Raw genomic sequence first — 13,547 nt, forward strand, 5'->3', positions numbered from 1 at the left:
CACCATGTGTAGGTGTTCTCCCGCCCAGCTTCGGCCAGGCGGACACTGATCGTCGGCAGCAACCATTCCTGCACGAACGGCACGAAATGAGCGAACTGCGGTGGGATCTGCTTGCCGCCCGAACCCGCGGTCGGTGCGGTGCCGGGGGCGGTCACGGCTGCACCTGCCCGTCCAGGGTGCTGCTATCACCGTCGTCGTCGGGCTTGGCGAGGAGGCTGGGCTTGTCCTCGAACCGGCGCAACGATTCGACGACGATGGGGGCGAGGTCGGTGTCAGTCCAGGGGATCTTGCGCACGACCACCGGGCCGTGCCCGGGAAGCCGCACTAGTGCCCGGTCTTTCGGCAAGGCGGCGAGTTTGGAGGCGTCGAGGATGTCCTCGGCCCGCCAGGACAGAGTGCGCTGATTGCCACTGCTGCCGAAAGTACGGGAGCGATCGGCGACGTCGTGCTGGCCGGTCATCGCCGTCCAGTGGCCGAGATAGTCGGTCGCGGCGATGCTGCCGCCGTAGACTTCGATGCTCTGGGCGCGCATGATCTTCAACCCGTTCACGCCCCACAGGTCTTCGCCCTGCTCGACGACCTGCAGAATCGTCATCAGGACGATCCCGGCACCGGCGGCATAGGTGTAGTAAGAAGGGAGTTCGCTGATGCGGGCGCAGTTGGCGGCCTCGTCCAGCACACACAGCAACGGCACAATCAGGCGACCGTCGACCCGGGCGCGGGCAGCGGCGAGACCGGCTTCGAGCACCTGACCGACCAGCGCCGCGGTCAGCGGTGTCGCCCCGTCGGGCCCGGCCTGGGACAAGGCGTAGAGCGTGTCGTTGGACACCACGAAGTCCGCCGGCTTGAACTCGGGCAGATCATGAGACGCCGTGGCGTCCTCGACAACCTCGACCGCCACCCCGAACGTCCGCTTCGCGTTGGGAGATTCGTAGGCCCGGATCGTCTTGCGCCGGGGCGGCGTGACCAACAGGGCGTAGCCCTCGTCGGACAACACGTTGAGATAACGCCTGGACATGTCGTAGAGGCCGTCACGTTGCCGGGCATACAACGCCTGTGCTTCCAGGATCCGTGCGGCGGGGCGGAGTTGGCCGTAGTGGCGCAGGACCAAAGCCGGTGTCGGGTCCTGGTCGCGGCCGAGCCATTCGGCCACATGATGCAGATCCCCGCCCACGCATGCGGCGGCGAACAGGTGAAGCGCCAACAATTCTTTCGCGCCGCCATCAAAATAGCTGTCGGTTTTGGCGTTCGCCGCCTGACTCGCTGATCCCGACTCCCCCGAGACGAAGAACCCTGCAAGCTTGCGCCCTGCCGCGAGGCTGGTGACCTGGTCGAGCAGGTTCACCCAGAACCCGCACTCGCGCCGCCCGGTCACAGCCTGCAGGTCCGACAACCACACCCGACCAACATGTTGGCGACCCAGCATGGTGGCCCGGTAGAGGTCGGGCTTGTTGCTGGTCGCCAGGCACGCACCCCACGCCGTCAGCACCGCCGGCACCGCCCACGCCACAGTCTTGCCGGTCCGCTGTCCGGCGGTGGCGGTCACGCTCATCTCCGCCGGGACGTGCAGGGCGATGTCGCCGATGACCGTGCGCCCCAACAAGGGCCCCGGGTTCAGCCGCGCGGCTTCGGGGGCGTCCTTGAGCAGGCGCTGGTTCTCGCGCAGGTTGTCGGCGACGCGGGCCATGCGGATCTTGCTCGGCTTCTGCATCGTACGTGCCGCGGCGTCGATCTCGCGATCGGTGACGAGTTTCGGGTAGGCCCACACGACAGCAGCGCCGCCCGCCACGATCAATGTGACCGCAACAAAGGTGGATGGCCAGGGCCAGTACCGTTCACCGGCAATCACTGCCAGCAGGCCTGTGAACGGGTTCCATGAGATCGACTGACCGACAATCAGACTGCCGATCTTGAGTGCCGTCCACAGGGCCGCGATCACGGCGATAACGGCGAGCAGGACCAGCAGCATGGATGTTTCTTCGCCGAGGCCGCCGGTTGTGCGGCGTCGGGTCTCTCTGGGAGAGAACATGACTCAGTGCCCCCTTCAGAGGTGGGGATCGATGGCCTGTTGCGGCCGGGAGGGTTCGATGACGCCGGTGGTCTCCGGCGAGGTCCACGCGGTGTGGTCGATGCCGTCGTGGGCCGGGAGCGCGGCCTCGACCGCCGTCGAGATCACCCCTCCACCGAAGGCCGCGGGCTCGTGCGGGTAGGTGGCTTGCTCGGCGCCAGCGGCCAGCGCCAGCGCGGCGCTGTGGTCGCGGCCGAGACCTATGCGGAGCTGGTCGAGTTCGGTGTAGGCGGTCTCGCGTTGGGTGACGAGCTGTTCGACCAACGCCAGGTGGGGGACACCGGGCTGCTCGGACCAGTACTGGCCCTCCAGCCCGGCGCGGTAGGCGGCGTCGATATCGGCGGCAGCTACCCCGGCATGCGCGGCTGCCTGACGCGCGGCCCGAGCGGCATCGAGCAGCCCTTCAAGGCGGTCGATGATTTCCTGTCCGCCTTCGAGGGTGTGGTCGAAAGTCTCCGACAGCCGCAGGTGCTCGGCGAACAGATCTTGCAACACCCGCACCGGCACGACCTGGCGCATCACCTGTGCCTGGGTAGCGCTCAGATCGGCGACCACCGCCGCGTTGCGTTGGGCGGCGGGGATCAGCGAGTCCGACACGGTCGACGGGACGAGATCGGGGGACGGAGCGGGCTCGTCGGCTCCGGTGACCAGTTCCTGGTTGAAGTCGATCAGCGCGCCGATCCGGTCCATGTCGAGCTGTTCGGCCGCGCGGCCCCCGAGCGCACGCTCGGCCGCCCCCGCGCCCACTGCGAAACCGGTACCGGTGCCGCGGATCAGGATGAGATGGCGTCCCTGGCCACGGAATTCGGCGGCGTCTTGTTCGGAGAAGGTGTTGACCGGTTCGACCGCGCCGGTGAGCTCGGCCATCTGCCGCCAGTGCCGGGCGGCGACCTCCTCGACGTCGGAGGGTTCCATGTGCCAGAACCGGTCTCGGGCGGTGTGGGGCTCGGTCATCCATTGATGGCGCAGAGTGTTCAGGTCGCTCCATTGCTGCCGCGACACCTCATCAACACTGTTGGCCCAGCGGCGTTCGATGTCGTGGGCGCGCGAGAGGAGTTCCATTTGCGTGGCTGGGATGTCGGCGAAAGGGGCGACTTCCAGGAGGAAATGTCGCATCGCGAAATCAGCGCGCAGTTCGGCCTCGGCGCGGGTGGCGGCATCGGCGTAGTGATCGGGATGACATGAGCGCGTCCCCTGATGCAGAAACCTCATCGCGTACCTACCCAGGAGCCGGGATCACGCGAAGGTTCGGGCGGGGTGGGTGGTGTGGTCGCGGGGTGGTGTTTGGGCATCGCTTCTCCTGGATCGAGAAGGCTGAACAACCCCGGCAAGAAGAGGGGTTGCTGGATGTCCCGGTGGTCAGGTTCGGTCGTCGCGGCCAGTACCCGTGGCCGTCACGCCGAGCAGCGCGTAGTCGTTGATGTCGCCAGGTCAGGGATCCATACCGTGCTCCCACTCCCTGTTCGGAGTCGCATCAGGCTGGGGTCCGCGTTCGGGTTCCCAGCCCAACTCACTGCGGGGTCCGAGGGCGGCGTCGACGCTGGCGGCGATCGCGGCGGCTTCGGTGGTCGAGGCGGCGCGATCGAGGGCGGTTTCGACGAATTGGGCGTGCAGCGCGCTGCGCGCGGTGGTGATCATCGCTGACGGGGGTGGCGGCATAGCCAGCGGCGGGGAAGTCGGGGCGCCGGTGATCGGGTCTTGCGGAACATAGGGCGGAACACGCAGTCCTGGATCGGCGGCGGCGTAGCCGTTCCATTCCCGCGCGAGTGTGGCGTCGTCGAGCGCGGCGATCGCCACGGTATGGACTCGTCGGATCCCTTCGACGCTCGCGCCCCAGAGCTGCTGGCCTTCGGTCGCGGTGACTTGCGCCGCGGCCGCGAGGATCTGGACACGTTGCTGGCGCATGTGCATGTTCTCGTAGAACTGCCGCTGGGTGGCCGGGTCGTCGGTGAAGCTCCACCGGCCTGTCGCGAGGCGGTGCGTGCGGTCGGCGTCCATGGCGGCCATTCGTTCCAGATGCCACAGATCCACTTCGAGCATCTCGAGGAAGAATTCCTGGGAGCCGGTAGCCCGGTCCGGGTGCTGGCGCACCGCGGCCCGCTCGGGCGCGGTGGCCGACCGGAATCCTAGTTCGCGGGCGTCTTCGATCCAGCCCTGATCGACCCCGGCCAGCAGCGCCTCCCGCTCCGCTGCGCCGCGTTCGGCCTCGAGGTTGTCCAGACGCTGCTGCCACACCTCCTTCGGCGGGTCGACACCGCCGCTGTCGAGGAACATCGACGGCCCTGCCGCCTCGATCTGGCGCTGCTCGGCCGCCAGCACCTGGATGCGCCGCAGCAGACTTCCCGGCTGCCCGGGCGGGGTACCCGGCGGGTTCGGCCTGCTCATCACCACACCCCTGCGTCGTGGCCGGATCCCGGTCCGCAATCGGGCGGGCGCGGTTCGGGTTCGGGTTCCCAGCCCGCAGCGCGGCCGGTGTTGGTGACATCGACCGCGGCGCCGATCCCGTGCGAGTACCGGTGTCCGCGCCCGTCGGCCACGCTGACCGCTTCCAGGGCGGCTTCGGCGGAGTCGGCCATCCGCATCGGCCCCGGCGGGCCGACCGCCAGGCCGCCGACCGCGAGGTTGCGGAAATCCTGCTCAGCGTCGGCTTCGATTCCCTTCCAAGCGAACTCGTGGAACCGTGCCTGGAGTTCGGCGTCGCTGTACTGAGCGGCGGTCAGGCGCGCGATCCGTTCCCACGAGGCGGCGCCTCTCCCCCACAGCCGGACGCGGTCGTTGTCGTCGGTTCCGGCGTGCATCGCGGTCGCGGTCGCCCGCATCCAGACCGCGGCGATGTTGTCGTGCAACTGCCGCATCCCCGCCTCGGCATCCGGGACCCGGCCCAGGTGTTCGCGATGCAGATACTCCGCGCGAACCAGGGCCATGTGCTCGAGCTGCCACACATCGCGGGCGACCTGATCGAGGAAGGCCGTGCGGGTGTCGTTGCCACCGGGTTCGAGCAGCGACAGGTCCGCGGTGGCCTGGTTATCTCCCCACCGCACACCACGCCCGCCCGCTCCGCGGGCTTCGGTGATCATGGGTTCGGGAACACCGATGGCGGTGGCGTGCAGCTCGAGCTCGACGCGTTCGACTTCCCGGGCGGCCAACCCGGCGCGCCAGTTCCGCAACTGGATGTCACCGGAGCCGCGGGTCCAGGTCGGTGGGTTCCGCAGGACTCGCCAGTGCTCGTAGCTGACGGTGTGGATGCGCTGGAGCAGCCGGAGCTGCCACGATGACAGCTCGTCGGCTCCCCATAGCGGATGACTCACGATGACTCTCCTTCAAGGGTTGGATTGCGAACGCGGGCAACGACTCTCACAAGCCCTGGCCGATGTCGGGCCCTGGCGTGGCACCCGGAGGTGGGCCGATATCGGGATCGGACGCAGCGGGGTCTGGGTCGTGTTGGGTGTCTATGCCGGTGGCGGCGATCGCGGCATCGATGCCGTGAGCCGGGGCTGGGGGCAGCGCTCGGATGCCGGTGGTGAGGTGTTCGACCATGTCGTCGGGGCCGATCGGCATCTGGGCGATGATGTCGCTGCCCGTGATCCCGGCCTCGCCGAGTACCGCAAGGGGGACGAGCGCGGCGGAGGGGTCCGCGGCAGCGGTGTGAACCAGTCGGCTCAGCAGAACCTTCTGATCCAATGCCGCCGCTCGTTGGGCGACCGCCCGCACCCACCCAGAGGTCCCGCGTGTCCACGCTGTGGCGCGCTCGGTCTCGGCCAAGTCCAGGACAGCTGCGATGGCGCCGGCATGTTGCCACGCCACACCCAAGGCTTGCCGGTAGGCGGCGAAGGTGCTGTGGTCCAGTAGATCTCGCACGCCTGCTGCCGCGACGATTCCAGCGCTGTCCTGTAGGTCGTGCACCAGACGCCGGTAGCCGGCCAGCAGGCCGTCTCGGGAGATCTGCTCGGTGCTCAAAAGGGCTTGCCCGGGCCGGTAGCGTTGCCCGCGCTCCCCGGCAGCGCGGTGATACGCCAACACAGAACCTGGGATGCCGACCGCGATCGCGACCTGTTCAAGCTGTTCGCGGGCCCGGTTTCCGACCTCGATGTGGGCCCGGCTGGCGACCGGGAGTTCGCTGTCACCGGCGCGGTGGGTCTCGCGCCAGTTGTCGGCGGCCAGGTTCTGCACCGCCTGCAGCAGCCGCGCCTGAATGGTGCTCGGATCGAACATCTCACCCACCCCGCCCAGCGGCCGTGCCGATCACAGCCCGGCCTCCGCCCCGCGGCCGCGATCGCGCGGCAACCCTTCTGCCGCAACCGGACTCATGTCCTCGACTGCCGGGTCCGCGACCGCGGGGTCGCTGTCGGCGGCCCCGGTCGCTTGGACAGCGGAGTCGATCACCGTGCCCGGCGCTGCGCTGGGCGAGAGTTCTTCGGCGACGTCGACGATGGAGTCGGCCCCCAGTTCGAGGATCTCGCCGCGGACGACCGATTCCCGTGTCAGGTCTTCCACGATCCTGGTCATCGTCTGGAGTTGGTCGGCCAGCGCGTCGATGACCACCCGGTCGGCAGGGTCCGGCGGCGCTGGTGGCTGGTCGCCTGTGTCGGCGACGAACCGTTCTCGGAACGCCTCCGCGTCCTCGGCATTCGCCGATGTTGCGGTGGCGTCAGCGGCGGCGAACGCCACCGCTGATGCCGTGGTCCGGGCCATGTTCGGGCCGCACTCCTCGGCGAGGGTCTCGGTGAAACCAGCGTTGCGGCGCAGGATCTCGATGCGCAGCTGTTTCAATTCCACGTCGAGGTCGTGCAGCTTTGCTTCACGGTCCTCACGGTGGGTGTAGCTGTCGATCCTGGCCCGGTGGAGGTCTTTCGACTGTTGGGCCTCTTGTTGGCCGGCGCGCTCGCGCCGCTGGAAGTCATTCTCGGCGCGCTGGTTCTGATGCGCCTTATGGTCGACCTCGGCTTTTGCGATGTTCTCTGCGTTGGTGATGCGGGCCTCTACTTCACGCACTTTGGCGGCGTTGAGTGTGGCGCGTTCGTCGGCCGCGGCGACGGTGTCGAGCACGCGGACCTGGTGTTCGAGCTTCGATCGTTGCTCTTTGGCGTCGGCGTGGGCGATGCGCTGGTCGGACTCGGCCTGTGATCGTGACTCACCACTGCGATTACGCATCAGCCCGGCGGTCATCTGCGCGGTCTGCAAGGCCTGGATGAAGCCCTGCCGCATCTGCTGGCCGCCCTCTTCGAGGGGATCGCCAGTCACGAGAGCACCTTCAGATCCGTGAGCAACCAACGACTTTCGGCGCCTGACCGGATGGCGCGGGCGTAGACGGCGAAGTCCACCGGCGAGCCCCCTGCCGGGGTGAGGTGTACGGCGAGTACCCGCGCGGTGCTGGTCGCGGTGTCGGGCGGGTGATCATCGGCGGTTACCTCAACCGTCGAGGCCACGGCGATGCGGGCATCGACCCAGGCCTGCCATTCGGAGACAGTGATCGGAGACCACATCGACGCCCCCGGGCCCGCGTGCACCACGAAGGCCGGGCTCATCAGCGGGCGTGCGGTGTCGAACGCGCTACGCGGGTCGATCCCGGCGGACGGGTCGAGCCGGTAGAGCGTGCCGACCGACCCCTGCAGCACATCCACCCCGGAACACGGCGGGATTTGAGCGTGTGGTGGCGGGAACGGTTCTGCCTCGCAGCTCGGTGTGACCGGCGGACGGTCCTGCGCGGTGCACCCGACCAGGGCGGTCGTGGCGGCGAGCAGCACGCTGGGCAGCACATGGCGGGAAACAATCATGCTGGGGCTCCTGGTGGGTGGAGTAGGTCGGTGAGGTCGAGGTAGCGACTCGACACCGGCTCCCGGTGCAGGCACTGCTGGGCGGCTGGGTTGTCCAGGGGGACCGCCGCGACATCGACGACGACCGAGACGCCACCAGCGAACCGATGCAAACCGGCCAGGTCGATGCCTTGGTTGGTGGCCAGGTTCAGCCGCAGCGTCCCGGCTTGCGCACCCCATTCCGCGATCCAGTGCCCGGCCAGCTCGATCGCTTTCAGCGCCGCGACCGTCGACACGCGACCCGAACCGAGGTCCTCAGGTGTGAAGGTGTCACGCCAGGCCGGGCGCCGGTCGGCACCGCACACGGTGAACATGTCGGTGGTGGCGGCCGACCACATCAACAGCCGCGGCCCGATCCGTGCCCGATCGGCCAGCACGGAATCCACGCCCTCGCGTGCGAGCTCGACGCGCAGCATTTGCTCGTAGTCGATACCAGCCCTCTCGGACAGGGCGGTGACGAAACGTCGAGCCAGAGAACGGGTGTCGATGCCGAGCCGGGCGGCGAACCGATCGAGGGCTTCGGTACTAGTCATCGACATCAGCGCCAGCCGATGCCGTTCGACGAGGATGTCCGGATCGATGGGCCGGCGCCGACCTGGTCGAGGCAACGGGTCGCTCATCGTGGCTTCTCGCATGGCGGTGATGGGATTCGATGTGCTGGTCATGGGCCCGGCTGCAATTCCGGCCCGACCGACGGCACGGGGGCTTCGGCTGCCGGGTCGTCGTGCGTGTCGCCTGCCTCGGTCGCGTGGCCTACGCCGGCGGCTTCCACCGCAGCGCTGATCCGGACACCTACGAGATCGGGCCGTGCGAGGTCAGGCACAGTGACGGGGGAATAGCGGGTGGCCTCGGCGAGGAACTGCTCGGTGGTCGGCAGCAGATGATGCTGTGCCGCAGCGGTGATATCGACGCCGACCTGCTGCAGCGCCCAAACCGCGGCCCGGCTCCGCCGCACCGACGGTTCGGTGCGCATGAACCGCCGCACTCGCGCCCGAGAACCCGGCCCAGCCGCCAGAACCTCTTCCCACCGGTAGGCGTCGGGCATCTGGCCCAGCGATGCGCGCATCCCGTTGCGGGCTTCCTCCGGGCTGATGTCCAGGGCGACCGCAGTCAACACGACCCGTTGCCTGGCCAGAAAGACTTGCTCTGTCAGGCGTTCTCGATGGGAAATCGGTGTGGTCTCCACGGTGGTCATCGCCAAGATCGGCAGGCTCTCGGCCCGACCCCACACGCCCTCGACCCGGCCGGCACGATCCACCGGCCGCTCCGGCGGAAGGAGGGCGGCCGGGCCCCACGCCGCGGGCACACCCGTGACACGTAGTGCTCGGCGGATCCAGGTCTGTGGTGTCCCGATCTCGTCGGCGACATCGCGAAGCACCTCTACCCCGGCTTTCAGGTCCCGGCACGTGATCTGCCGGGCGTACTCGTCGTCTCCTGGTCCTGCCTGTCGTAGACGTGCCAGGTCGATGCTGGCGATCTGAATCAACTCGGCGATCCGCTGCGCGTACCCGGCCTCGATGGCAGGATTGACCGGGTCGACTGGGTAGCTCATGAGCGTGCCCCCGGCGCCCCGGAATCCTCACCGGTCGAGTCCGGCGACCCGAACCGGCGCACATCCATCCGTTCGCCGTCCCAGGCCGAGAGCGGAGTGATCGTCACCGTTTGACCGGTCTGCGGAGCATGCAACAGCAAATCCCGGCCCTGTTCGTCGCGGCCGTAGTAGATCCCGACGTGGTGGGAGTCGGTGTCGCCGGGAGCGGTGAAGTAGATCAAGTCGCCGGGCTGGCGATCAGCGAACGGAACCGCTTGCGCGCGGGAGTCGTCTTGCTGGGCCTGGGTGTAGTGCGCCAAACGGATCTGCCCGCCGGACGCCTGATAGACCGCATACAGAGTCAGCCCGCTGCAATCGAATCCGCCCATGGTGGGCCCGTCCGCATCGCCGCCGCCCCACACATAGTCGGTGCCCATCCACCTGTAGGCCGCATCGATCACCGCCCGCCCGAAACCGCTGGCGTCGGCCGCGGCCAAAGGTGCACCCGACCCGCCGTTCCCACACCCACCCGACACGCCAGCGGCGACGACGGCTGTGCCGGGATCGATACCGGCGAACTCCTCATACAGCCGAGCCGCGAGGTCGAGCTGGCCCGCGTAGGCGTTCGGCGAGGAACGTTCGATGGCCTGCGCGAGGTCGGCCGGAGACATCGCTTCCGCATCCGCCAGTGCTTCGGCTTTGTCGTAGAACCAATTGATTTGAAAAACCGGGTCCATCAGATTGGCCAGCCCGACATCGCCGTGGATGCTGACCCGGATCTGGTGCGGGCCGACGGAGTCGTAGTTCGACCCGACGCCGTCGTTGGCGTAGCCGAGGCTCTCCGGGACGTTGGAGTTGGCCAGGTTCCGGAAGCTGGATTCGGTTGCCTGCGCCGCGAGTTCGGCGAGAACCACCGATTCGGGCATGCCCCGCTGCTTACCGATCACGACGCCGTTGCGGGCCAGCGACAGCTGCGCCTCCGACAGCCCCGCCACGCTCACACCGGTCTCACCGCTCGTCCCGGACCGGTGGCTCGAGCTGGTGCTGCAGGAGCGGGTGGTGTCATCGCTGCCCAGTGCGACGAGGATCAGGATCAGAAGGACAATGAACGGGACCCCGCAGAACGCGAACACCGTGCGGGCAGGCACCGAATCCATCAGCGACCACCCCGCCCTGCCGGCTCGCCGAAGTTGAATCGCTTGTTCGTGTTGTGGACATCGGCCGCACGCTCCGAGGGCGTAAACGTCATCCGGAACGGAATTCCCGGCTCGGCCGCTTCGCCGGTCTTGAGCAGGAAACACCCTGTGCCGGGAGGGGTTTCACGACCGCCCGTAGCGAGGTCGTCGTCGGTCGGCGGACGTGGCGCGGCCCAGGAAGTAACGAGCAGTTTCTCGGTCGAGGTCATTCCCGCGACCGCAGCGATCCGGGTCGCCTCCTCCGGCCCGACCGGACCGATGATCTTCGCTCGCGCACGTTCGAAGAACCCCAGCGCTTTGGCCTGGGCGGCCTGGGAATCGAAGGCGGCGAGGTCTTTGATGGTGTGTGAGCACATGATCAACCCGGTCGCCAACCCCCGGTTGAGGCGGGTGAGAGCGTCGACGCGGTCGACCATGAACTCCCCGACACCCAGCACACGCCAGATCTCGTCCATCACGACCTCGAACGTGCGCTGGGGCGCCAGACCGGCGTCAGCGAGCGCGTGTGCGGCAGCGACCGCGCCGAAGCCGTCGGACCAGCACACCATCAGCACCGCCGCCAGCAGCTTGGTGTCGCCCTCGGGGATCCGGCTGATATCGACACAGACCGCAGGACTGTCCAGGTCGAGGCGGGTGGTGGTGTGGCCGTTGAAGATCGCACCGAACGGCCCCTCCACCAACGCCCGCAATGACCTGCGCAGCGGCTTCGTCGATTCCCGGTAGGCGGTCTCGTCGTCCTCCTCGGCGAACTCCCGCAATCGGTCGGCACCAGTCGAGATGACAGTGAGCAGATCTTGGAGTAGAGGCGGTTGCTCATGGCTGAATCCGCTTGCACTGCTGTAGAGCTCACGCAGACCCGCAGCGAGCAGGACTTCCTCGTAGTCGGCGACCCGGCTGCCGCGAACGAGTTCGATGAGGCCGGCGACGATGTTGACCTGCCCTGCCTCGATCCGGGCCGCCACCTGACGACGCTGATCGGGGTCGGTGAGTCGGTCGAGGACTCGACCGAGGGCACCGACGTCGAGGGGATTGATGGTGCCGTGCCCGTAGCCGACATCGACCACCTGGCCGCCAAGTTCCTCGACGAGGTCGCGGTAGTCCGGCTTCGTATCCCCCATGCACAAGACCGTCTCGCCCGCCGCGACGGCCCCGAGAGCCATGCGCCTGATCAGTGACGACTTGCCGAAACCGTTGAGAGCCAACACGAACACGATCGGCGCCGTGATGTACCCACGCCGAAACCACGACATCGCATCGAAGTGCACCGGCGCGCCGCTGACGTAGTGAGACCCGACCGGCACCCCGACCGTCGGCGCGGTCGCACCCACACAGTAGGGCCACAAACCGGCGACCTGAACCGTGGTGGCCCGCCACTCCGGAGTCCGCGGAACGACAGCAGCGCGGCCACCACCGTGCCCGACGTATCCACGATCGGTCGATTCCGGGGCATCCAGATCGAACCCGTCGTCATGTTCTGTGTCGCTGCGCCGCGCGGCAGTCGCCCGGCGGTGGTCGTCGCTCGAGAGCATGGTCCGCGCACGCCATCCGCGCCAGCCTCCCGCCTGTGCGTCGGCCTCGACGACGGCACGTCGCTGCGCGGACAGCACGCGGATCCCAACAATGATCTCGGACTTCGGCACGCGAGTGGCACTGCGCGAGGCCTCGCGGCGGCCGATCATGCCGAGACCCGCTTCGAGATCGAGGCGTGCTCCGGCAAAACCAGCCCCACACCCAGAGAAGCGGCGAACCCGGCGGCCTGATAACCGTAACAACGGCGCACCGACAAACGGCTCGCCGCGGCCATCCCTTTCACCGACGCCTCGATACCGGGAAGGTCGCCATCGAGATGATCGGTCACCGTGACCAACACCCCGAACCGCGTCAGACCCGCACCTCGGGCCTGTTCCTGGCGCGCGGCCTGGGTGTTGCCGACCCGGATCCGCGCCGAGGCCGAGGCGATCCCGCGTTCGGTCTGCTCGGCGGCGACAGCGTCGCGGAAATCGGAATCTACTAGGGAGGTGGCTTCGGCGGCCGAGTGCAGTCGGTAGAAGATCGCCACCCGCTTACGTGGAACGTCCGGACGCGGCCGAAGCAGTTCCTCCAGAACGGTTTCCATCACCGCCCCACGCGGTGCGCCATCCATTTCCCACGTGATCGACCGCGCGCCGTCGTGCACGTAGTGATCCCAGCGGTCCAGGTGCGAGATCGGGCCGACTGAATCCCAGGACTGCGACTCCGTGATCGCCGCACCCGCCGCTTCGACATCACGCTGGGAGGCCAGGTCGTAGCGAGATCGCACCAGCCCCAACAGCTCCCAGGCCTGCATCGGGGTGGCGGGCAAGCCGGCGCGGGCCAGCTGCGACAGGACCGATTGCAGGCGTTGCCCGATTTCGCGGGCCTGCTCCGCCTGATCACGACGGATCCGGCCCCGCCCGATCGCCCGGAACGTGATCGCGATCCGGGCTTCGATCCGGACGCCGACACCGCCGCTGTCGGCCGCGGCCTCGCGCATCACCCGTTGAGCGAATTCCGGGGCGTCGGGGCGGACGAGGCGGGTCACCTCGCGGGCCTGTTTGAGCCGGGTCTCCACTACCGTGTCCAGCACCGCGGTGACCGCGACCACCTCACCACCACGCGACTGCGCGGCCAAGAACTGGCCGTACCCGTCGACCCAGGCATCGATCTGCGCCTGATCAACCAACTCCTTGCCACGCGGGATAACCCGCAAGACCACGGTGTAGTGGTCGGTACGGCGGATGTGCAGCATCCCGAACCGATGCCCGCCTGGTGTCTCGTACTCGGTCAACCGCGAATCAGCGAGCAGGCCAGGAAGTTTCGCGATGCCGGGTAGGCGGGAGAACCGGCCGGCTCGGTAGGTGAGCTCGCCACGGGATCTCGCCATCGCGAACTGGGCGCGCAGCAGGAGCAGTTCCCAGCCC

General features: G+C 68.1%; 13 protein-coding genes. 1 reads left to right on the plus strand and 12 read right to left on the minus strand.

The window, feature by feature from the left end:
- Positions 1-151: 151 nt before the first annotated feature.
- Positions 152-1,969, minus strand: coding sequence for a type IV secretory system conjugative DNA transfer family protein (locus tag ACFWPJ_RS10635; RefSeq protein ID WP_378849546.1), 1,818 nt, complete (start codon positions 1,967-1,969; stop codon positions 152-154).
- 75 nt (positions 1,970-2,044) lie between these two features.
- Positions 2,045-2,983: a hypothetical protein gene (locus ACFWPJ_RS10640; protein WP_378849547.1), complete on the minus strand. Its 939-nt coding sequence runs from the start codon at positions 2,981-2,983 to the stop codon at positions 2,045-2,047.
- Between ACFWPJ_RS10640 and ACFWPJ_RS10645 the strand changes: the two genes are divergently transcribed.
- Positions 2,984-3,253, plus strand: coding sequence for a hypothetical protein (locus ACFWPJ_RS10645; protein WP_378849549.1), 270 nt, complete (start codon positions 2,984-2,986; stop codon positions 3,251-3,253).
- A gap of 246 nt (positions 3,254-3,499) precedes the next feature.
- Here ACFWPJ_RS10645 and ACFWPJ_RS10650 read toward each other — a convergent pair whose 3' ends face one another.
- The 10 genes from ACFWPJ_RS10650 to ACFWPJ_RS10695 all read right to left on the minus strand — a co-directional run.
- Positions 3,500-4,453 (minus strand): hypothetical protein, encoded by a 954-nt coding sequence (locus tag ACFWPJ_RS10650; RefSeq protein WP_378849551.1) that lies wholly within the window; start codon positions 4,451-4,453, stop codon positions 3,500-3,502.
- Complete coding sequence (locus tag ACFWPJ_RS10655; protein WP_378849553.1) at positions 4,453-5,376, minus strand: hypothetical protein; 924 nt, start codon at positions 5,374-5,376, stop codon at positions 4,453-4,455. Before ACFWPJ_RS10655 ends, ACFWPJ_RS10650 begins: the two co-directional genes overlap by 1 nt.
- A 46-nt stretch (positions 5,377-5,422) precedes the next feature.
- The gene (locus ACFWPJ_RS10660) at positions 5,423-6,280 is read right to left on the minus strand and encodes a hypothetical protein (protein WP_378849555.1); all 858 of its coding nucleotides are present in this window, start codon (positions 6,278-6,280) and stop codon (positions 5,423-5,425) included.
- Positions 6,281-6,310: 30 nt separating this feature from the next.
- Positions 6,311-7,309, minus strand: coding sequence for a hypothetical protein (locus ACFWPJ_RS10665; protein ID WP_378849556.1), 999 nt, complete (start codon positions 7,307-7,309; stop codon positions 6,311-6,313).
- The gene (locus ACFWPJ_RS10670) at positions 7,306-7,842 is read right to left on the minus strand and encodes a hypothetical protein (RefSeq protein WP_378849558.1); all 537 of its coding nucleotides are present in this window, start codon (positions 7,840-7,842) and stop codon (positions 7,306-7,308) included. The genes ACFWPJ_RS10665 and ACFWPJ_RS10670 overlap by 4 nt, the downstream gene beginning before the upstream one ends.
- Positions 7,839-8,516, minus strand: coding sequence for a hypothetical protein (locus ACFWPJ_RS10675; RefSeq protein ID WP_378849559.1), 678 nt, complete (start codon positions 8,514-8,516; stop codon positions 7,839-7,841). Before ACFWPJ_RS10675 ends, ACFWPJ_RS10670 begins: the two co-directional genes overlap by 4 nt.
- Positions 8,517-8,542: 26 nt before the next feature.
- Positions 8,543-9,433 (minus strand): hypothetical protein, encoded by an 891-nt coding sequence (locus ACFWPJ_RS10680; RefSeq protein WP_378849561.1) that lies wholly within the window; start codon positions 9,431-9,433, stop codon positions 8,543-8,545.
- Positions 9,430-10,569, minus strand: a complete 1,140-nt coding sequence (locus ACFWPJ_RS10685) for a C40 family peptidase (RefSeq protein ID WP_378849563.1) — start codon at positions 10,567-10,569, stop codon at positions 9,430-9,432. The genes ACFWPJ_RS10680 and ACFWPJ_RS10685 overlap by 4 nt, the downstream gene beginning before the upstream one ends.
- Entirely contained in the window at positions 10,569-12,287 is a 1,719-nt protein-coding gene (locus tag ACFWPJ_RS10690) for a hypothetical protein (protein ID WP_378849565.1), read from the minus strand. Before ACFWPJ_RS10690 ends, ACFWPJ_RS10685 begins: the two co-directional genes overlap by 1 nt.
- On the minus strand, positions 12,284-13,547 hold a 1,264-nt coding region (locus ACFWPJ_RS10695; RefSeq protein WP_378849567.1), incomplete at its 5' end, for an SCO6880 family protein. The genes ACFWPJ_RS10690 and ACFWPJ_RS10695, both read right to left, overlap by 4 nt.

The organism is Nocardia sp. NPDC058497, assembly GCF_042720195.1.
Classification (GTDB): domain Bacteria; phylum Actinomycetota; class Actinomycetes; order Mycobacteriales; family Mycobacteriaceae; genus Nocardia.